This is a genomic window from Candidatus Acidulodesulfobacterium acidiphilum, assembly GCA_008534395.1.
Classification (GTDB): domain Bacteria; phylum SZUA-79; class SZUA-79; order Acidulodesulfobacterales; family Acidulodesulfobacteraceae; genus Acidulodesulfobacterium_A; species Acidulodesulfobacterium_A acidiphilum.
Map to the genome: position 1 here is coordinate 51928 of SHMQ01000007.1, position 22387 is coordinate 74314.

Below are 22387 nucleotides of genomic sequence, written 5' to 3' on the forward strand. Positions count from 1 at the left end.
ATCTACCTCGACAAACTAAAATAAGCTTGGGGATCTATATCGCCTGCAAGCAATTTTTCAAATGCCTGCGTTTTTAAAGATTTAAATCCCGATAAATTTATTAAAACGGATTCTAAGTAAGACTGATTAAACAATAAATTTAAGTCTTTATATATTTCCTCTTTTGCAGATTCATTAAACTCGGCAATTTCAATAAGCGGCTTTCTTTTATCGTATCCCGTTCCGCCGCAACTGTCGCAGTTTTTTTCTCCTCTCACAAAAACGGCATCGAGAAATTTTACCTCTTTAAAATCTGAAGTCGTATCGATAAATCTTGCTATGTTATTTTTACTTTTTATATTCATTTCATAACCTGTTTCTGGGGTAAATCGTAAGTCCTGCATCAGGGCTTTTTTGTAAATAGAAGGTAACTCTTCGAAATATATCTTTTTTTTGCATTCTGGACATAAAGGATTATACAGCCTCTGCGCCGTTACGAATCTTAATACCGAAAATAACTGAACGACATCTATATTTAAAGATTTAAATCTTCCGAATATCGACAGAGACGAATTAGCGTGAAGCGTAGTCATGACGAGATGACCCGTTTCTGCAGCCATCAGCGCATGTTTTGCGGTAATTTCGTCCCTTATTTCGCCTATCATCATTATATCCGGCTCGCTTCTCAACATAACCCTGACGGCTTCAGGATATCCAAAATCTTCAGATATATTCATTTGCGTTATATTCGATTCGCGTAATTCTATTTCTACCGGATCTTCTATAGTCAAAATCGTACCTTTTTTCTGGGACAGCAGTTTAAGCATTGCATAAAATGTAGTAGTTTTTCCGGAACCGGTCGGTCCGGTAGCTATAATAAGTCCGTTTGGGTGTATATAAGATTTTTTTAGCAATTCGGCATTTTCTTCCGTAAAACCTATCGATTCAAAATCGAATACTTTATTCAAACCATGAATTCTAAGGACTGCTTCAAAAAGCATGGTTTCTTTGTCGAGCTTCGATGAAATGGGTAAAAATGCAACTCTAATGCTAACTTTTAACCCTTTATAAAAATTTGAAACAAAAATAAATTTTGCGTCTAATCCCTCGCCTTTTTTTAAAGTAATTCTGCAATTTGCGGCTATAATATTTATTATCCTCTGTCCCGACTCCAAGCTTAGAACTCTTATGTTTTCCTGATAAATTTCTCCGTCCATAATAATCATGTAAAAATTTTCCGTTCTTTTTATCCTTAAATTAGGTGATCCTTTTAATAACGCTATTTCAATTGCCTCGTTTAAAATTTCTTTTTCGGAGAACTCTTTATTGCTAATAAATATCTTACTGAGCGCTTCGTAAATTTTTCTTTTCGTAGAAATAGCTATTTTATAAGATTTAAGACGTTCGTCAAAAGCTATCTTTCCCGACAAAGATGATGTAATTTCATTGCAAACTATATAGCTGATCCCGTCTTTTTTTGCTATTACGGCTGGAATATCATATAGCAGGGCAAAGCCGAAATATTCATTTTCCTTTTTATCTATATAAAACGAATTTAAATCGCCGAAAAATTCTCTTCCTGAACTGTCTGCCGCATAAAGCGCTATATCGGCATCTGTAACATAGCCACAATCCGTTAATATTTCACCCAGTCTTTTTTTGCCGATAGACTGCATGAATAGTGCATCTTTAAGCTGTTCTTCAGTAAACTTTCTTTTCGATATAAAATATTCGCCGATTTTCATATGACTAAAAAACAAATAAATTTATTATTGATTTATTTTGATATCTTTATTGTTTGTTTATAAATCTTTATGCTCTATATATACGTATATACATAAACATCTATAATAAACACGAATGAAAATTTTTATTTTATACTCATTTTCTGCTGCAAATTTTTTGTAAATTCAGCTTTATCTGATTATTTTCGGCGTAAGCATTATAAGCAGGTCTTCTTTTTCATCGGTATCGTTTACAGACTTGAAAAAATTGCCAAACAGAGGTATTTTAGAAAATATAGGAATTCCGTACGTATTTTTAACTTTATCAGTCGTAAGTATTCCTCCTACAAGTATCGTCGAACCCGACTTTACGTTTACGGTGTCGGAAAAGCTTTTCGATTCTATTACAGGATTACTGAAACTTTCCTCCCCGATTGCAAAAGACTGATAGCCTGTAATAGAATTATCTATTAGGCTTAACGTAACGGAAACGGAATTATTTTTAAAATTTATATGAGGAGTAAAAGATATCGAAAGCCCCGTTTGAACCTGAGATATAACAGGATAAGTTTCCGTCTGCGACAAACTTAGCGACATCGTCTGAATACTCGAAACATAAGGGGTTATAGTGCCGGAAGATATAAGCCTCGTCTGCCCATCCATTAAAACAAGCCTTGGCTGAGAGATAACGTCGACTGCCCCCTGAGTCCTCAAAGCGTTTAAAATTGCGCTGTTGCTTCCAGAACCCTTAAAACCTATATACGGCGCATTAGAAATATTGTTTGAAGACGCAAGCTGAGCCGAAACCGACAATGAATCCGCCCCAAAAACATTAGACTTAAAAGCCTGATTAAATAATAAATTCCAGTTTATTCCCGCCTGAAATCCTTTATTTAAATTTACGTCTATTACCTCAACTTTTAAAAACACCTGTTTTGAAAGAAACTTATTTATTCTTTTTATATAAGCCGCAACTTCATTGACATTTGAAACTCTGTCTTTTACCCATATCAATCCGTCTTTCGGATTAATAAAATATTTTCCGTTTTTAGTTAACATTTCTTTTATATTTCTGGAAATTATAGAATATAGACTGTCCGATTCCGACAATGTAAGCGAAAGCGAACCGGAAGGATTGCCCGAATAACCGCCGCCGTTTCCATAATTACCGTTTACGCCGGAGTTTATTAAACCGGAAGACAAAGAATCAGAAGAACCTGAACCGGATGATTCGGTATTTCCTCCTGTAATACCCGTCCCGCCTCCTTCCGGTATTTCTTGAGTATTTCCGTTATTAATGCTAGAATTAACGCCTCCTCCTTCTATACCGCTCATGCCGACTGTCGAAGAAAAAGTTGATAATAGATCCGATACCGGAATATGGAAGGTTTTTTCTTCTACGGCATAAACATAAAGCATTTTATTTTTATAACTGTAAGCAAAACCGTTAGAAACCAAAAGTCCGTTTAAAACTTTATACAACGGAATATCTTTATAATATGCTTCGTTCTTCAATTTATCAGGAAAACCCCTGTAAATTACAAAAGGAACGCCCGTTTCATGAGATAAAGTCATTAATGCGGATTTTACGCTTCCGTTTCCGGAAAGTGAAATTCTTTGCCTCAAAAAATAAGGCATATTCATATTCATTTTAGTTAAACTTTTTTTGCAGATTGCTCCGTTAATTTCTTCACAACCTCTATTTTTACGAACATTTACAGATAGACGATCCTCCTTTTTCCCATCGAAATTAATATGTACTATTCCGGCTTTTTTAATTTTTATCCCGTATTTCTTAAGTAATTCGTTAAAACTGTTTTGATTCTTATTATAAGCTGCGCATACTTTAACCGAAAAAATCATACCGATACTTGCAACTGCAGTAATAAATATAAACGCCGATAATTTTTTGTTTTTAATTTTCATAATTTTTTTATTTTTAATTAAGTTAATTTTTTAAATATAATTCAATTATATTTTTTTAATGTTTCCACATTATGACAATTTTGTTACATTTACATTAAATTTTTGTTAAATTTATGTTACATATCGGGCAAGATTATAGTAAAAATCTTTATTGAAAGGTTTTTATAGTGAATCGCGGACTAAAAAAACGAAATATATATACAAAAATTCATGATGATATTTTAGAAAATTTTAAATGACTATAATCAAACAACTAAATAAAAATAGAATCAATGGATAAACCTTGGCCGACGACGCTTAATATTCACAAGCTCCGTTTAATACATGCTTTCGACACAACGTACTTTAAAAAACGCATTTCGATAATTGACAGAAATAGGTATAAATGGTATTATTTATATATATTAAAGATAATACTATCCAATTATGCGTTCATAGCTCAGATGGATAGAGCAACAGCCTTCTAAGCTGTGGGTCGCAGGTTCGAATCCTGCTGGACGCACCATTAAATCAAGGGTTTTAATATCGTTTTTAAAACCTTCTCGCGTCAAAGAAATGTAAAGTTTCGGGAAATATATACATAGCTTATATTTAAAAATTCTTCCTTTGTAAACATTTTAAAACTCTTAAAATAAGAAATTATTTTAAAAATATAACATATTTATATTTTAAAATTTTCTTGATATAATTTAAAAAAAATGATATCTTTAATAGCGCTTCAATGTTAGTTTATATAAAAATATAATATCGTTATATTTTTATATCTAATAATTAAACAATATAAATATAATTTATTTAAAATCTATGAAAAAAGATATTAAAAAAAACGGCTCGTTTGTCAACAATTTGCGCCCGTTGAAACAAATGAACAAACCGAGCGACCTTATAAGACAATTCACCCCAAACTGGTTTACTATGAATATGGGTACTGGAATTTTGTCTCTTATGCTGGGAGCTTTCCCGTTTTATGTGCCGGGTCTCTTAATGGTAGCTAAAACTTTATGGGTTATAAATATTTTTCTTTTTGTAATCTTTAGCGTTTTATTTATAGGCAGATTTGTTTTTTATTTTAAATCGGCGGTAAAGTTGTTCGGCCACCCGATTCAATCCATGTTTCTTGGAGCTATTCCTATGGGATTGGTAACTATTATAAACGGTTTTTTAAATTTCGCAGGCCCGAAAATGGTCAATCTTGCTTTCTATTTATGGTGGATAGACGTAATAATAAGCGTTATTGTAGGTATTCTTGTGCCTTTCTATATGTTCACTAACCATACCCACAGCATTGAAGACATGACTGCCGTATGGCTATTGCCTATAGTACCCGCCGAAGTTGCGGCTTCTTCGGGAGGTTTTCTTGCTCCGCATTTAGCGGCGGCGGCGGCAAGAGTAGTAGTAGTTACCGGCTATGCTTTATGGGCATTCTCGGTTCCTTTAGCTTTCGGCGTTCTCGTTATACTGTTTTTGCGTCTTGCCTGGCACAAATTGCCGCATAAAGATATGGCGGTTTCTACCTGGTTGACGCTGGGTCCGATAGGCACGGGAAGTTTAGGACTTCTTCTCCTGGGAAGCGATGCACCGCGTGCATTTATCGGCACTAAACTTTTTATTTACGCTAAAACGGCTGCAGCATTCGGTCCTATAGGCGGGCTGGTTATATGGGGATTCGGTTTCTGGTGGCTTATTATTGCATTATTATTAACTATAAGATATGTAAAAGAAGGAATGCCTTTTAATATGGGCTGGTGGGGATTTACCTTCCCGCTGGGTGTTTACACTGCAGCTACGATTATATTCTATAGGATTACCGGTATTGAATTTTTCAGGATTACTGGGGCTATATTCGTCATAATGCTTGCTGGATTCTGGACGTTAGTTACGTCGAGAACGCTTCATGGCATGTGGCACGGCTATCTTTTTAAAGCTCCGTGCCTGTCGACAGAAACTGGTTTGCCGGACGAATCTAAAGAATGCCCTGTTTAATTCAATATCTTAATCTTGCATTATAATACAACCGTAATAACTTCTTCGACATTCATCCTCGACGATTTAGACTTTCTTTCGACCGGTTTTCCGACAGGAATCAATGCAACGAGATTGTCGGGGCTTTTAATACCGAGTATGTTTTCTATTTCAGGTTTGGCGATTAGGGGTCCCGTCATCCAGCATGCCCCAAGTCCTTCGTTGTGAACTACAAGCAAAATGTGGGCTATAAAGCTGGATACGCCCTGAAGTCCCGGATTTACTATAAATTTTCTGGCGAAATTCCTGTCTTTATTTTTATCGTTATTTTCAAGTATTTTATCAATACTGCCGGTATACGGCTTCTCCACGACTGCAAGTACGACCGGCGCTTCGTTAAAAAATGCATAAACGTCCGGCGCATCTTTGCCCGTTACGTTTTTATATACGGTTTCCACTTCGCTTCTCATTTTATTAAGAATATCTTTGTTTTTAATTATATATGTAAACCAGTTTTGAGCGTTTCCCCCGCTTGGCGAATTTATAGAAATTTCCATAATTTTTTTTATCAGATTCAAATCAACGTCTTCAGACTCGAATTTTCTTATGCTCTTTCTGGTTTTAACTGCTTCTATTAAGTCCAATTTACGTCTCCTTTTTGCAAAACATTTATTTATATGCTTATTTCGTTTAAAGCTCCGAAATTATCGTAATATTATATAACAAAAACGATTTAATTAAAACGGCTGATTCAATCCGAAATAATATCTGACCCCGTATTCAGAGCCGACTCTGTCGCCGAACGCTTTTGCGGCGTAAAAACTAAACATTTCGGGATATATCCCGAAAAAGTAAGTTTTGAAGTGCAAACCGAGTCCCGCAAAACTATATATAACGCCTTTATGAATAACCGAAGGAACGGTATCGTCAAGCTTGCCTGCGCCGCCTATTACGTTTCCGGTCACGGCGGTTATATCAATAAGGTTATCTAATAGATTCAAGTTTAATCCCCGGTATATATTTCTTTCATAATCTGCTTCGGCAATTACGGCATCGTTACCGATAAAGGGTTCGCTTGCAGGTATACCCATAATGCCGTTAATTCCGCCCAGATAATAATCAAGAGCTTCGGGAACGTTTCCGTCGGCAAAAACGCCTATGCCTCTTACGGATATTATGTTATCCGCATTTATTTTAAAATTTCTTACATACTGCAGCATAAACTGACTAAAGGAAAAAGGCGAAAATATATTTGAATTGGCTATATTATAAGTAAAGTTAAACGATGAACCGTATTGAGGATTAATATTATAATCTACCGAATTATATCCATAGCCGACTGTAAATTCCGTCAGTCTTTTAGAATTTTGATAAATTACAGAATCGCCCGATGCAGAGGGGCTTATCTGCATAAAATTTATCGAACCGAAAATCGACTGCCTGTATGTCTGGGCGACAGGAAAAAAATTTCCAAGCTGATGAGACAAACCTATGCTTATGCCTCTTCCGTAATATGTTTTAAATATATTAAATAAAATGCCGTTTCTATAACCGTGTTTTTTCGTCAGGGTAAAATTTAGATAGCCTTCAGAACGTCCGCTATCAGGACTTATATTACCGCCTGTACTGCTTAGGAAAAGTTTATAATAGTCGTTTTTCTTTTTACTTAAAATTTTTTTTTCAATCTTTTCTTTGTTTATAATATTTAAATCGTTATTGTAATAATATACTCCGTTTTTAAACCCGTGCGTGCGCGGAAAACCTGTAAAATATATATAATACAAAGGAAATATAGGATAATTTATAACCGTATTTACTCCCTGAATAAAATTAAATTTTTTAACGATATTTTTTATATTCGGATTGCTATTTATATATTTTTTCAAAAACGTTTTGAATTCTAAATCAGTATATTTTTTTAATTCTTGCGAATACAGGTAGTACTTGTAACTGCTCATACCAATGCTTATTTCGTTTATAAATTTTTTATAATTAACCGTGTTTAAATATATTAATCCTTTTATAATATTTAATTTTTGATATATATAAAAATTTGGAAAAATATTGCCGAATCTCGTGCTTATTAAAATAGTTTTTGAATATAAAGGCGGTTTTAGCCATAAACTCCGCCTTAAATGAACGTAAACTATATTTATTTTTTTTAATTTCAACATATTGTATTTATCCAATAATAACGCCGCCTTGTCTATTTTTTTATTTGACCGTCCAAAATTGTACGGGTAAGGCTGAAAAAAAAATATAGATAAACCTGTTTTTACGTTAGAAATTCTGCTTTTTATAAATTTTTTTGCGAATATTAAAGAAATAAAATTAGTTCTCTTCCCGATAAAAAAGTTTTTTTTATAAATTTTGCCGTTAAAAAACGCTTTATATCCGGCTTTTATTTTAAGATTAACTTTAAAATTAATATCGGTTTGGGGATTAAATTTTTTGCCTGAGGAAATATATGGATAAAACGGAGCATTAATTACTGTTTCTTGTTTAAAATGCCCGAAGTTGCCGATTGCCTGAGGAATTTTCGTCTTAAAAACAATTTTAACTTTATAAGATTTGTATAATTTATGTATTGTCGAACTATAAGATAAACTCTTTATGCTTATATATCCCCTATTAAAATCGTAAGGGTAAAGCTGATGAAAATCAAAATCTTTTATATTCTTAGGTTTTTTATAAAAGATGTTCGGATAAAACATAATATAAAAATTACGATAAATTTTTATATATATGCCTCTGAAATTTTTATATTTATCGCCGATTTTTTTTATTTTACGATATTTTTCTTCATATTTTTTTTTAAAATTATACCGGATATAATTAATTATTTCACTGCCGGATATAGTTTCGGTTTTCGGATTAAAAACAGCATTTATTTTAACGGTCTGCATAGGAAATTTGTCGCCGTAAATATGAATTATTCCCGCATATGCGCCGTTAGTGACGCATAACAAACAAAAAACTGCTATCGCAAAACTTAACGTTAAAACTTTTACAAAGTTTTTCATTGATTTAAATAGCAAATTTATAATATAATCATAAAAAACATTAAAGCTATACTATTTTAATTTTACCTTAAATAGTTTAAAAATAAAGCGTTAAATATTATGGGCGTTACATTCAAACTCGCTGAAATTAACGGCGTAACACTTAAAAGAATCGAAAAATATATAGACGAACGGGGTTGGCTTGCGGAACTTTACAGGAGCGACGAATTAGACGAATCCGTTTTCCCTCAGATGTCTTATGTATCTTTAACAATGCCTAGAGTGCAAAGAGGACCTCACGAACACGTATATCAAACCGACTATTTTTGCTTTATAGGCCCTTCCGATTTTAAAATTATATTGTGGGACAACAGAAAAGATTCCCCTACATACATGAATAAAATGATACTGTTTCTCGGTGAAAATAAGCCTTCGGCACTGACGGTGCCTCCTGGCGTAGTTCACGCATATAAAAACATAGGCGGAAAAAACGGTCTCGTTATTAATGCCGCCAATAAATTATTCGCCGGAAAAAATAAAAAAGAGCCGGTTGACGAAATCAGATATGAATCCGACCCCAAAACTATATTTATTTTCGATTAGATAAATATAATTTGGATAATCTTTACGCTTTTATAAGTTTTGTATTCCTGTAATTTAATGCTTCCAACACGGAATCTGCATCTACTTCTTCTTTCATGTCGAGGTCGGCTATAGTCCTTGAAACGCGCAATATTCTATAATAGCCCCTTGAAGAAATATTTAATCTTTTTACGGCTTTTTGTGCAAGATTAAGGGCTTCATTCGTTATGTTAAAATATTTTTCTATATCTGTGCTTTTTGCCGACGAGTTAAACCTGATGCAGCTATCTTTATATCTGCTAATCTGAATATTTCTAGTTTTTTCGACTAATTTTTTAATATCGTCGGAATCTGGCAAATCGGCTTTAACGGTTAATTCGTCTAAATCCGCAGGATAAACCTCTATAAATATGTCGAATCTGTCGAGAATAGGTCCCGATATTTTAGTATAAAACTTATAAATGTCGGCGCTTGAACATTTACACTCATGTTTTGCGTCTCCGTAATAGCCGCAAGGACAAGGGTTCATTGCGGCGACAAGCATAAAATTGCTGGGCAGAATTATAGAAAAACGGCTTCTGGATAAATTAATATACTTATCTTCCATAGGCTGCCTTAATCCATCTATAGTTTTTCTGTTAAGTTCGGAAAATTCGTCTATAAAAAGAACGCCGTTATGCGCAAGGCTTATATCGCCGGGCAGAGGATTAGAACCGCCCCCTCCGCCTATTAATCCCGCAAGAGATACAGTATGATGCACGACAATAAAAGGTCTTCTTAATATAAGTCCGTTTTCCTCGCCGCAATTTTTTTTATTTTTATTTGAAAAACTGTATATATTGGACGTCTCTAAAGATTCTTCAAGCGATAAGTCTGGTTGTATCCATGCTATACTATGCGCCAGCATAGTTTTTCCGCTTCCCGGAGGTCCGACCATTAATATGTTATGGTGACCTGCTATAGCGGTTAAAACGGCTCTTTTAGCAAACTCCTGCCCCTTTATTTCGGCAAAATCGACATACTGCCCCCGCTCTTTTTTTACGGCGTTTGCATTTTCGATAACATTTTTAAAGTAAAGATTTTCTTCATTCTCGTTAACGTCATATTTGCCGTTTTCTTTATTTTCGTAATTTATATTTATCTTATTATTAAAATAAACTTGGGATTCTTTTTCTTCTATTGAATAATAATCTTTTCCTCCCGAAATAAACATACATAATTCTTTTAAACTGCCGAATGCCGCAAAATCGACTCCAAGAAATTTTGCCGCATTTATGTTTTCATACGGAATAATTAACTTTTTATTTATTTTTTTAGCAAGTATTCCAAGCGCAATTATGCCGTTAATTTTTTTTATTTTTCCGTTTAAAGACAGCTCTCCGGCAATTATATAATCGTTAAGGTTTAAGGCGCATTTAAGGAGTCCTGCGGAAATTAAAATGCCTATTGCAAGCGGCAGGTCGAATATCGGACCTTCTTTCCTTATATCGGCAGGGGCTAGATTTATAGTTATTTTTTTAACCGGATATTCAAAACCGGAATTTTTTATCGCGGCTCTTACTCTGTCCTTGGCCTCTTTGGTGGAAACATCGGGTAACCCTACTATCATAATGCCCGGTATGCCGCCCGATATAAAAACTTCTACGTTTACCCGAACTGCATCTATTCCGATGAAAGTCGCACTGTTTAAAGCAGTTATCATAATACCTAAACCTCTTCTAATTTAATAAATAATTAAAATCCGTTATTATTTATTATAAAAAGAAATTGTTTCAGGATTATGACAAATATGTTACGATTGCGTTAAATTTTTGTTACGATTGCGTTACAATATCTTATAATCTCCAGCCTTTATCTATTGCAAGCCTGCTTATTTCTGATAACACGTCCGCAACGTTTTTTAAATCTTTTAAAATGGTCGAAGAAATAATATAATCAAAAACATCTTCGTAGAATTCTTTAAAATCCCCTATTATATTCATTGAACCTTCAAAATCGGTTCCGGGCAGAAAAAGATAAACAAAATCGTTTTTAACCGATACAACGTCGGAGTCTCTCAGCACGCCGCTTAATGTTTTTATAAAATCGCCATTGTATTTTTTTATATTTAAAATAACGATAGATACATAATCTATAGCCGTTAAATCTTCCGCAAGCCTGAGCTCTCTCCGTATCCTTTTCATATTGCAGACCGAATGATCGAAAACCGGTTCAAAATATTCAAACGGGAAAAATTTAGCCATGACAGCCTCCGATATTATTTTTATTTATTATACATATCGCCGGTAATAACAAATTATTATTGTATATATATAAATTACAAATATAAATTTAGAATATATGAGAATATGTAAATATTATATCAGAAAAAATAAGCTAAGAGTGTTTTTTCGGAAACGCCGCCGCCTTCTATTCTCCAGACCGGCTTTTCCACGACCAAAGCCGATAATGCTATTTTCTTTTTGTTTTCTTCTCCGAAACCGGCAAACCACTGGTATAAACCTGTTGGATGATTTCCCGATATAGTTCCTGTTTTTCCTCCTGTAACAACGCCTGGAAGCATATAACTGCCGTTATAGCTATAGAAATCAGAATGCGCTATACCGTTAGTTACCGTTGCTATCATCATCTGTTTTAAAACATAAGCGGTTTTTAAAGTAACTGGATAACCTATAACTTTGATACCCTTATGCTTATAAATAATTTTGCCCGTTGTCGACATAATTTCCTTTATTATATAAGGTTCGATTAATCTCCCGCCGTTTATCGCCACACCCGCAACCATAGCCGCCTGGATAGGCGTTATCCTAACGTTTTCAAAACCGGCGCCGGTAAGCTCCAACTGGTAAAATTTTTTTGGTATATATGCTTTACTTTCCTGTAAATTTAATATAAAAGGTATTTTTTTGTTGAAATTAAATTTATCGAAATAACGGAACAGCAGTTTTCTTCCTACATAATATCCTGCAATTTTTCCGAAAGCTACGTCGCATGATTTAGCAAACGCCTCTTTAAAAGATATATCGTTAGAACCGGTTCCTATATTTTGCTCCCAGTTTGTTTTATCGGTTCCGTAAAGCGTGCCGTTAAAACAGATATTAAATCCCGGATAAAAACCTTTGGATTCGATAGCCGCAGTAGCCGTAATTATTTTAGCGATTGATCCGGGGGGGTATGCTATGAGCGGCGAAATCTCGGCAGATTTCTTTTTATTATGGGCATATAAAGCAAAGCCCAATACTGCGCCAGTTTCCGGATTCACTGCCGCAAGTACTCCGTAAGGCACTGCATATTCCTTAAATACTTTTTCGGCTTCTTCCTGAACGGATGGAACTACTGTATATACTACGGTATAATTGCCTATTTTTTGAATATATCGTCCGTTTTTAATAGTTTTAAAAACCGGATTATGATACTTAAAATACCTCTTAAGAGATTTGAGCGAATTTACTTCGTCCGAACTAAAACCGTTAAATCCTCGTTTTTTTAAAACGGCGGAAGCCTTAATAAATTTTATAGGTCTTATGCCGGTTCCAAGCACAGGTTTGTTCTTTGATAAGAAAAAATGCCTGCCGTAATAATAAAACTTAACGAAACCGTATAAAAAAACGCCTGCAAGAACTAACAATGATATATACTTGGCAAAATAAACAAACCTATTTTTCTTATTTTTTCTTTTATTAAGCGTCTTCTGATATGATTTCCAGTCTTTTATTCTTTCCATCCTTTATTGCTTTATTTATTTTGAATTTTTACCGCCGACTATAATGGACGGAATTCTTAACGTAGGTTGAGCATCTGCTACTGGAGCGCCCTGACCGTCTTTTCCGCATGTTCCTATGCCGAAACCCAAATCGTTTCCAACCATATCTATATTTTTAAGTATATCGGGGCCGTTGCCTATTAGTGTCGCGCCGCTGACGGCTTCCTGAACTATACCTTTTTTAATTATATATCCCTCCATAACGTCGAATACAAAATCTCCGGTAACTGTATTAACCTGTCCGCCTCCCATTTTTTTAACAAATAATCCGTCCTCTGCGCTCCTTATAATATCTTCAGGATTAGTTTCGCCGGGCGCAATCATCGTATTAGACATCCTGACTATCGGAATATGTTCGTAAGACTGCCTTCTTCCGTTGCCCGTTAATTCATAGCCGTATTTAACGTAAGATAATCTGTCGGACATATATTTTTTTAAAACTCCGTCTTGGACTAGAATATTCTTTCTTGAACAAGTCCCTTCGTCGTCAAATCTGTAAAAACCTCTTTTTCCGACCAACGAAGAGTCGTCTATTACGGTTATAAGATTTGACGCTACCTGTTCGCCTATCTTGTCGGAATATACGCTTAAACCGTTTCCCGCAATATCCGCTTCCAAACCGTGACCTATTGCTTCATGTATCATTGTTCCGCCTGCCTCGCTCGACAGTACTACCGTCATAGGTCCTGAAGGCGCAAAAGGAGCCGAAAGCTGCGACAAGGCTCTGTCTAAAGCTTTTTTTGCTATACTCTCAGGATCGTTTGCGTCAAAAAATTCAAAACCGGTAAATCCGCCAGCAGATTCATAACCGACCTCGGTTTTCTTACCGTCCGAAACTACTATATTGACTAAAAAAGCTAAATTTTCCCTGTAATCTTTAACTAAATCGCCTTCGGAATTAACTATTAATACGTCCTGCTTATAATCTGAATAAGTAACGTTGACTTGTACTACTTTTTTATCGTAATTCCAAGAGTAGTCCACGACAGGAGAAACTTTCATCAACTTTTCGTCTATAGAAACCCCGGTAACGTCTTTTATTATATTAAAATCTATTTTCGGCTTTTTTTCGTTAAAATTTAAAAATAAGTTGCTCGAATCTTCACTCCTTTCGTTTCCTTCATTATTTTTTATATCGCTTAAAGCCGCTTTTTTTAACTGAGAAGCGATATTTAATAAATTCGATTCTTCAATATTATTAGTATATGCGTAATAGGTTTTTTTATTTGATATTAACCTTATACCGGCACCCAGAATCAAACCTTTAATTGCTTTTTCAAGCCTTTTGCTTTCATTGGATAAAACCGTTGAAACTTTACTTTCTATAAAGATGTCTATAAAATCATCAGAGCCTATGCGCGCATTATCTATAACGGCTTTAAAATTAATATCTTCTATGTTCATTTTTATCCCCTGATAATATTATATTTTTATAGTTATATAATAGCAGAAAATACCTTATTCGACAAGGAAAAACATAAAACATGCGTCATTTAAATAACGCAAATTTGCCGATAGAAATTTATTTTTCTGGATGAGCCGTCTAAATACCGACGGCTTTAAACCGCACCTGCTTACGCAGGAATGACTTTGTGGATATTTAACTTTGCACCCAACGGGTGTCATTCCCGCATCTTTTGCCTGCGTTTATCAAAGCATGTCTTTGATGCAGGCAAAAGATGCGGGAATCCAGTGTTATTAAAACATTGCAATATTTTTAATAATTTCTATCGGCAATTTTGGGAATAACGTATAAATTGACTTTAGGCAAAATTTTACTTAAAATAAATCTATGGAAGATACCTATTTATATATAAATCTTAATAACCTCGTAAATAATCTTAACTTTATTAAAAACAGAACATCTTTAAAAGACAAAAAGATTATCGCCGTAATCAAATCTAATGCATACGGACACGGGCTTTTACCGATAGCCGAATCGCTTTTCAAAAACGGGATAGATTTTTTCGGAATTATAGAAATTGAAGAAGCCGAAAATATCTTAAAAAAAATACCGTCAGCAAAACTTCTTATGCTGAAAGGAATTAATTTGGAAAATTTAGAAGCGGCAAGCGCTTTAAATTTAAGCATAGGAGTATATAGCTTGGATTATCTAAAAGAATTATTAGATAAAATGAAATCTTCCAAAATAAATAAAACTTTAAATTTGCATTTAAAATTCGATTCGGGAATGAGCAGGCTTGGACTTGTCGAAACGGAGATGGAAGAGGCTGCGCGCATTATTGGCGACAACAAGAAATATTTCAACCTCGAAGGCTTGTTCAGCCATTTATCTTATGGAAACAACTTAGAATACACTAATTATCAAATAAATAATTTTAAAAAAATAATTTCGGTTATGGCAAAATATAAAATAACCCCTCAATACATACACATAAGCGCCAGTTCGTCTATTTTAAACGGCAGTTTGTTAGACGACTGCTCAAATGCGGTCAGGCCGGGAATTTTACTTTACGGATTTAATCCGAATAAAGAAACTAAATATGGCATAAATAATAATAAAAACAGTATAAATAATCAGGAAACAGACTCTGAATTTAAACTTGAACAGTTAATGACTTTAAAATCTAAAATTTTACAAATTAAAAATATTAAAAAAGGCAGTTTCGTATCCTACAATAATACGTTCAGAGCTGACCGCGATATGACTATAGGAATAGTTTCCGCAGGTTACGACAACGGTATACCCAGACTGCTGTCTAACAAAGGAAGGTTTTTAATAAACGGCGGTTTTGCGCCTATAATAGGTATTGTTACGATGAATATGACGATAGTAGACGTTTCCGAGATAAAAAACATCAAAGCCGGCGATGAAGTTATAATCACGGGCAAAGATGGTTTAAACGAAATTAAAATAGAAGAAATAGCCTCTCTATCCGAAACTATTCCTTATGAGATATGCCTTAATTTTGGTAAATCCAACAAAAAAATTTACGTTTGAAATTGATAAAAAATAAAAAAGGCGTCAGATTTTATTTTACGCAACATATTTTATCGTTAATTGTTTTTTTCATATGCGTAAAATAAAATCTGACGCCTTTTTTCTATATTTAAACTGCATTAACTTCTTTAACTTCCGGAATGCGTTCCTTAAGAAGGCGTTCAATTCCACCTTTTAAGGTCATTATAGATCCCATGCAGTGAGCGCATGCTCCTTTAAGTCTTACATCGACGGTTCCGTCGTCATGTATATTAACCAACTCAACATCTCCTCCGTCATACTGCAGTGAAGGCCTTATTTCGTCTATTACCTTTGATACTTCAGCTTTATCTAATGCCATATATCCTCCCTTTATTTATTTTTTTTCGCTTTAACCGGCATGCTTAAAATGCGGCGATATAAAGCTTATTCTATAAATATTATACATCTATATGTATTTAATGTCAATTATTTCAAACTCTTTAACGCCGTTTGGAACGTTAATTTTAGCTTCGTCGCCGATACATTTGCCTATTAAAGCCTTAGCTATAGGCGAGCTGATAGAAATCTTGCCTTCTTTAATATTGGACTCGGCATCCCCCACTATCTTATAAGATACCTCTTTGTCGGTATTTAGGTCAAGCAGGGTAACGGTAGCGCCGAACACTATCTTTTCTTCGCATATTTTAGATACGTCTATAATCTGCGCCCTTGCAATCTGGTCTTCAATCTCCATAATCTTGCCGTTTATAAAACCCTGTTTGTCCTTTGCATACTGGTATTCGGCATTTTCGGAAAGATCCCCGTGCGCCCTTGCCTCTTCTATAGCTTTTATATTTGCCGGTCTTTCTACGGATTTGAGTCTTTTCAGCTCTTTAACTAAATTTTCATGCCCCTCTTTAGTTATATAAAAAGCTTTTTCGTTGGTTGCCAAAATTATCACCTCCCGGATAAATTGTAATATTTATTTATATACCTTTATAATAATCCTGTAAAGCTTTAACGGAGATATTATTTTCCTTAAGAGCTTTAATAGCCATGCACGCAGCTTCCGCCCCGCGTATAGTCGTATAATACGGCAGGGAAAACTCTATTGCGCTTCTTCTTATAACATAAGAATCTTCCAAAGATTTTTGCCCCCGCGGCGTATTAATTATCATTGATATTTCCTTATTTTTAAGCGCGTCTATGATATGGGGGCGCCCTTCTTTCACTTTGTTTATTTTTACGTTTTTAATGCCTACTCCTTCTAAATATTCGGATGTTCCTTTCGTCGCAAGTATATTAAGTCCCGCTTCGGTTAAAGATATGCCCAGTTCTTTTAAATATTTTTTGTCTTCGTCTTTTACGCTTATAAGAACGTTTCCGGCAAGAGGCAGGTTCTGTCCGGCGGCTATCTGCGACTTTGCATAAGCCATTCCGAAACTTGAATCTATTCCCATAACTTCTCCCGTAGATCTCATTTCTGGGCCAAGCATAGGATCGACGTTGGAAAATTTAGAAAAAGGAAATACGGCTTCCTTTACGCAGTAATAATTAATATCGAAAGACCTGCCTAGATTAAAACTTTTAAGTTTTTCTCCGAGCATAATTCTTGTTGCTAATTTTGCTATCTGTACTCCGGTAGCCTTGCCTATAAACGGAACCGTTCTCGATGCCCTTGGATTTACTTCTATAATGTATATTTTTTCGTTTTTTACCGCAAATTGAATATTAATAAGCCCGTTCACGTAAAATTCCCTGCAAATAGTTTCGGTAATATCTTTAATTTTTTCGATAGATTTATTATCTAAAGAAAAAGATGGAAGCGAACATGCGCTGTCTCCCGAATGAACTCCCGCCTCTTCAATGTGTTCCATTATTCCCGCTATATAAACCGATTCTCCGTCGCTTAAAGCATCTACGTCTATTTCTATGGCATCTTCTAAAAATTTGTCTATAAGTATCGGAAAAGAAATATCCTGCTTAAATATCTTTTTTATATATTCCGAAAGCCCTTCCTCTCCGTAAATAACCTCCATCGCTCTTCCGCCAAGAACGTAAGAAGGCCTCAGGAGAACCGGAAAACCGATAGATATTGCTTTGTCGAATATTTCTTCGCCGCTGAATGCCATAGAACTTTCAGGCTGTAATAAATTTAATTTATTTATTATATTTTTAAATTTTTCCCTATCTTCCGCTATGTCTATATATTTATAAGGCGTCCCAAGAATTTTTATGCCTTGGGAATCAAATTTCTTTGCTAATTTAAGGGGCGTCTGTCCTCCGAATTGAAGTATAACAGGAGGATTGTTTTCGGCATCGCATACAGCTTCGGCATCTTCAAAAGTTAAAGGCTCGAAATATAGCCTCGAAGAAGTATCGTAATCGGTGGAAACAGTTTCCGGATTGCAGTTCAGCATTATAGAGGAAATTTTTTTCTCCTTTAGCGCGAGAGAGCAGTGAACGCAACAATAGTCGAATTCTATGCCCTGTCCTATTCTGTTAGGACCGCTTCCCAAGATAACGACCTTTTCGTTATCAATCGGCTCTACCTCATTAAACTTATCAAATGAAGAATACATATAAGGCGTAGCGGCTTCAAATTCAGCAGCGCATGTATCGACCTTTTTAAAGACTCTTTTTATGCCCGCATCTTTTAAAGCTCCATAAACCGCATTTTTGGTTTCTTCGATAATTGAAACAGCCTTGAGGTCTTTTTTTAAATATTCTTCCGGTAAAATATGTTTTCCGTCTTTTTTTCTTGCAATTAATTTAGCTATAATCCTGTTTGAAAAACCCATCTCTTTAGATTCTTTAATAAGGTCAATATTTTTTAAAGGCTCTTCGGCAAAAAACAGCTTTCTTTCATGTTCTATTATTGATTCAATCTGGGCAAGGAACCACATATCTATTTTAGAAAATTCATTAATTTCTTTAGCCGAAAATCCTGCCCTTAACGCGTCCGCTATCAAAAAAAGTCTTCGAAAATCGTTATTTTTTATTAACAATTTAATTTCTTCTTTAACGACTTCCATATCCTGTTTTTCGTTTATTAAATCGTAAGAAAGATCTAAGCCGTAAAGCGATTCTATGCCGTAATATCCGTTTTCTAAAGACCTTGCCGCTTTTTGCAGGGATTCGGCAAAGGTTCTTCCTATGGCCATTACTTCGCCTACGGATTTCATATGAGTAGTCAGCGTGCTGTCGGTTTGAGGAAATTTTTCAAAAGTAAAACGAGGTATTTTAGTTACTACATAGTCTATAGAAGGTTCAAAACATGCAAGCGTTTTTTTAGTTATATCGTTGGTAATTTCGTCTAAAGTATATCCGACTGCAAGTTTTGCCGCAATTTTTGCAATCGCAAAACCTGTGGCTTTAGAGGCAAGACTTGAGCTTCTCGATACCCTTGGATTCATTTCTATGACGTAAACGTTTTCGGAATCTGGGTCTAAGGCAAACTGAATATTTGATCCGCCGGTTTCTACGCCTATTTCGCTCATTATCTTTATAGAATAATCCCTGATTTTCTGAAGATCTCCGTCGCTTAAAGTTTGAACCGGAGCGATAGTTATGGAATCGCCGGTATGAATTCCCATAGGGTCAAGATTTTCTATAGAGCATATTATAATGGTATTCTTATTTTTATCGGTCATCACTTCAAGCTCTACTTCCTTAAATCCTATTGCGGATTTTTCTATCAATATTTCGCTTATCGGACTTAAATTCAAACCGTTTGCGGCTATTTCCCCAAACTCATATATGTTATAAGCTATTCCGCCGCCGCTTCCGCCGAGAGTAAAAGAAGGCCTTATAATTACGGGAAACCCTATAGTTTTTTGAACTTCATACGCTTCGTCCATATTCCTGGCGAAACCGCCCTGTAAAACAGGCACCCCGATTTTTTCCATGCTTTTCTTAAAATATTCCCTGTCTTCCGCTTTTTTTATAGCATCTATGTTAGCGCCCAGGATATTTAACCCGTATTTTTGTACGACTCCCGCATCAAAAAGTTCCAGAGTTAAATTGAGCGCGGTCTGCCCTCCAAGCGTGGGCAATATACTGTCAGGTCTTTCTTTTTCGATAATTTTTTCGACAAAATCCTTAGTTAGCGGCTCTATATAAGTTTTATATGCGTTGTCGGGATCGGTCATTATGGTTGCAGGATTTGAATTTACCAATATTACTTCGTATCCCTCCTCGGTAAGAGCTTTAGCTCCCTGCGTACCGGAATAGTCAAACTCGGCGGCCTGTCCTATTACAATGGGTCCCGAACCTATTATTAGAATTCTTTTAATATCCGTTCTTTTAGGCATGTGATTATTTTTTTAAGTTTTATTATATAGTTAATATTTATATATTTTTATATTTAATCTATTATTTATTGATCGAATGGCCGCTTACTTTTAATGCGAGATTATTGAACTTTATTAAACTCCGTACGCTATCGCTCGCAATGACTTAAGTCGGCTAAATCTTCGTCGAAAAATTTATCGTTTTGAAAAAAGCCCGTTAAATTATTGCCGATTAACGATTCGACCGCAGCCGAATATTCCTCGTTAGTAATCGGCATAGATATATTATCGTCGTACTTGGCTTTATAAGCCGGAAAATACTGACTCATAATACTTACGGGAACATCTATACTAAGCTTTTCGGCTATAAATTTAAAAGAATCCTCGTAACCGCTTATTCCATTCGGCAAAACAAGATGCCTTATCAGAAGTCCCGATACCGCAATACCGTTTTTTTTATTTATTCTTAGCTCTTTAACCTGTTCATACATTATTTTTAAAGCCTTTCTGTTTACTTCTACATAATTAGATATTCCTGAGTATTTTAAAGCATATCCGTCATCGGAATATTTAATGTCCGGAAGATATATATCTATTAAATTATCCAGCAAATCTAACAGTCTTTCGTCTTCATAACCGGAACTGTTATAAACTATCGGTATATTAAGCCCGATTTTTTTAGCCAAAAAAATAGATTCGGCGACAAAAGGCATATAATGCGCAGAAGTTACGAGGTTAATATTGTTAGCCCCTTTTTCCTGCAGCTTAACCATTTTTTCCGCAAATTCGGCCGTGCTATGATATACTCCTGCGCCGTACCTGCTTATAGGATAATTCTGGCAAAACTTGCATTTTAACGGACAGCCGCTAAAAAAAACCGTTCCGGAACCTGTTTTTCCGGATATAGGAGGTTCTTCTCCAAAATGAAGATTTATGCTGGCTATTTTAAGAACATCTTCTCCGCCGCACAAACCTTTTTCGCCTTTTAACCTTTTTGCTCCGCACCGTCTCGGACACAATCCGCAATTTTCGGCTAAATCGTAAAGCGCATCTATTTTTGCGATAAAATCTGCGTTAGAAATATTAAGATACGAAGGCTTAAACAAATTAAAACCGTCCCTTATCTTAAACATATCGCTTTAAATTCGGAAAACAGATACCGCGAATCTCTAGGACCGGGAGAACTTTCCGGATGATATTGAACGGAAAACGCCTTTAATTTTTCGTTCTTAATGCCTTCGACGGTATTGTCGTTCAAATTTATATGCGTCAAAACGGTATTCTTATCGGCTGATTTACCTTGAAAATCTACGCAAAAACCATGATTCTGGGAAGTAATTTCTACCTTGCCGTTTTTTAAATTTTTAACGGGTTGATTTATTCCGTGATGTCCAAATTTTAACTTATAAGTTTTAAAACCTAAAGACCTAGATAAAAGCTGATGTCCGAGGCATATTCCAAAAATAGGCTTTTCGCCCAGCAAACCCTTAATAGTTTCAACTTCTTCGGTCATAGTCTGAGGATCGCCGGGACCGTTCGACAGAAGAATTCCATCCGGCTCTGTATTTAATATTTCTTTTTTAGAAAAATTGTGAGGTACTACGGTAACATCGGCTTTTATATGATTTAAACATCTAATAGTATTAAATTTAACTCCGTAATCAATAACCGTAACCCTGAATTCTGGAAAGTCCGTTTTATTTTCGTAAGCTTTTTTGCATGAAACGCTTGAGACTAAATTTAAACCTTCCATTTTAGGTAAAGAACTTAATTTCTTTTTAATATAATCGATACCTGCTTCTTTTGGAGCTATATATAAGTTCGACTGTCCTCCGTCTCTTATAGAAATAGTCAAATGCCTCGTATCTATTCCGGATACAACCGGATAACCGTACGAATTTATAAATTCGGATAAACTTTTGACTGCGCCGTAATGCGAATAGTTATTAACGTAATTTTTTGTTACCAAGCCGGAAATCCACACCTTGTCGGACTCAAAATCAAACTCGTTTATTCCGTAATTGCCTATCATAGGATAAGTCATAACTACTACCTGTCCGTTATAAGACGGGTCCGTAACCAATTCCTGGTAACCGTTCATAGCTGTATTAAAAACGGCTTCGCCGCCGGATTCCAGAGGTTTTCCCTCAAAGAATCCTTCGTAAAAATCTCCGTTTTCAAACATCAATACGGCTTTTTCTTTTTTAAAACTATTATCCATATTTATTAATATT

General features: G+C 35.1%; 16 protein-coding genes and 1 tRNA gene. 4 read left to right on the top strand and 13 right to left on the bottom strand.

The annotated features are described in order from the left end of the window. Window positions 1-2 precede the first annotated feature (2 nt). Together EVJ48_03985 and EVJ48_03990 are read right to left on the bottom strand one after the other, a co-directional pair. Window positions 3-1724, bottom strand: coding sequence for a hypothetical protein (locus EVJ48_03985; GenBank protein RZV39678.1), 1722 nt, complete (start codon window positions 1722-1724; stop codon window positions 3-5). 171 nt (window positions 1725-1895) lie between these two features. Continuing rightward, complete coding sequence (locus EVJ48_03990; GenBank protein ID RZV39679.1) at window positions 1896-3629, bottom strand: hypothetical protein; 1734 nt, start codon at window positions 3627-3629, stop codon at window positions 1896-1898. A gap of 428 nt (window positions 3630-4057) precedes the next feature. Between EVJ48_03990 and EVJ48_03995 the strand changes: the two genes are divergently transcribed. Further along, window positions 4058-4134 (top strand) — tRNA-Arg (locus EVJ48_03995). 299 nt (window positions 4135-4433) lie between these two features. Then, window positions 4434-5612, top strand: a complete 1179-nt coding sequence (locus EVJ48_04000) for a C4-dicarboxylate ABC transporter (GenBank protein RZV39680.1) — start codon at window positions 4434-4436, stop codon at window positions 5610-5612. Window positions 5613-5632: 20 nt separating this feature from the next. On the opposite strand, the gene EVJ48_04005 is transcribed toward EVJ48_04000, so the two are convergent. Further along, a complete protein-coding gene (locus tag EVJ48_04005; protein ID RZV39681.1) occupies window positions 5633-6268 on the bottom strand; it encodes a nitroreductase family protein in 636 nt (211 codons plus the stop codon). Window positions 6269-6328: 60 nt separating this feature from the next. After that, window positions 6329-8614, bottom strand: a complete 2286-nt coding sequence (locus tag EVJ48_04010; protein ID RZV39682.1) for a hypothetical protein — start codon at window positions 8612-8614, stop codon at window positions 6329-6331. Window positions 8615-8713: 99 nt separating this feature from the next. On the opposite strand from EVJ48_04010, the gene EVJ48_04015 reads away from it, so the two are divergent. Next, window positions 8714-9196: a dTDP-4-dehydrorhamnose 3,5-epimerase gene (locus EVJ48_04015; protein ID RZV39683.1), complete on the top strand. Its 483-nt coding sequence runs from the start codon at window positions 8714-8716 to the stop codon at window positions 9194-9196. Window positions 9197-9218: 22 nt separating this feature from the next. Here the strand turns inward: EVJ48_04015 and EVJ48_04020 are convergent, their stop codons facing one another. From EVJ48_04020 to EVJ48_04035, 4 genes are all read right to left on the bottom strand, one after another. Then, on the bottom strand, window positions 9219-10877 hold the full coding sequence (locus EVJ48_04020) for an ATP-binding protein (protein RZV39684.1): 1659 nt from the start codon (window positions 10875-10877) through the stop codon (window positions 9219-9221). Window positions 10878-11010: 133 nt separating this feature from the next. After that, entirely contained in the window at window positions 11011-11418 is a 408-nt protein-coding gene (locus tag EVJ48_04025) for a hypothetical protein (GenBank protein ID RZV39685.1), read from the bottom strand. A gap of 119 nt (window positions 11419-11537) precedes the next feature. Then, entirely contained in the window at window positions 11538-12899 is a 1362-nt protein-coding gene (locus EVJ48_04030; GenBank protein RZV39686.1) for a hypothetical protein, read from the bottom strand. Between the two features lie 15 nt (window positions 12900-12914). Continuing rightward, the gene (locus EVJ48_04035) at window positions 12915-14342 is read right to left on the bottom strand and encodes a TldD/PmbA family protein (protein ID RZV39687.1); all 1428 of its coding nucleotides are present in this window, start codon (window positions 14340-14342) and stop codon (window positions 12915-12917) included. Between the two features lie 388 nt (window positions 14343-14730). Here EVJ48_04035 and alr point away from each other — a divergent pair, with 388 nt between their 5' ends. Next, window positions 14731-15900: an alanine racemase gene (gene alr / locus EVJ48_04040; protein ID RZV39688.1), complete on the top strand. Its 1170-nt coding sequence runs from the start codon at window positions 14731-14733 to the stop codon at window positions 15898-15900. A gap of 109 nt (window positions 15901-16009) precedes the next feature. Here the strand turns inward: alr and EVJ48_04045 are convergent, their stop codons facing one another. The 5 genes from EVJ48_04045 to carA all read right to left on the bottom strand — a co-directional run bounded on the left by EVJ48_04045 (window position 16010) and on the right by carA (window position 22374). Then, a complete protein-coding gene (locus EVJ48_04045; GenBank protein ID RZV39689.1) occupies window positions 16010-16240 on the bottom strand; it encodes a NifU family protein in 231 nt (76 codons plus the stop codon). Window positions 16241-16327: 87 nt separating this feature from the next. Further along, window positions 16328-16813 (bottom strand): transcription elongation factor GreA, encoded by a 486-nt coding sequence (gene greA / locus EVJ48_04050; GenBank protein RZV39690.1) that lies wholly within the window; start codon window positions 16811-16813, stop codon window positions 16328-16330. 34 nt (window positions 16814-16847) lie between these two features. Continuing rightward, window positions 16848-20174, bottom strand: coding sequence for a carbamoyl-phosphate synthase large subunit (carB, locus tag EVJ48_04055; GenBank protein RZV39691.1), 3327 nt, complete (start codon window positions 20172-20174; stop codon window positions 16848-16850). 128 nt (window positions 20175-20302) lie between these two features. Next, a complete protein-coding gene (locus EVJ48_04060; GenBank protein RZV39692.1) occupies window positions 20303-21286 on the bottom strand; it encodes a radical SAM protein in 984 nt (327 codons plus the stop codon). Next, complete coding sequence (gene carA / locus EVJ48_04065; protein ID RZV39693.1) at window positions 21274-22374, bottom strand: carbamoyl-phosphate synthase small subunit; 1101 nt, start codon at window positions 22372-22374, stop codon at window positions 21274-21276. Before carA ends, EVJ48_04060 begins: the two co-directional genes overlap by 13 nt. Window positions 22375-22387 lie beyond the last annotated feature (13 nt).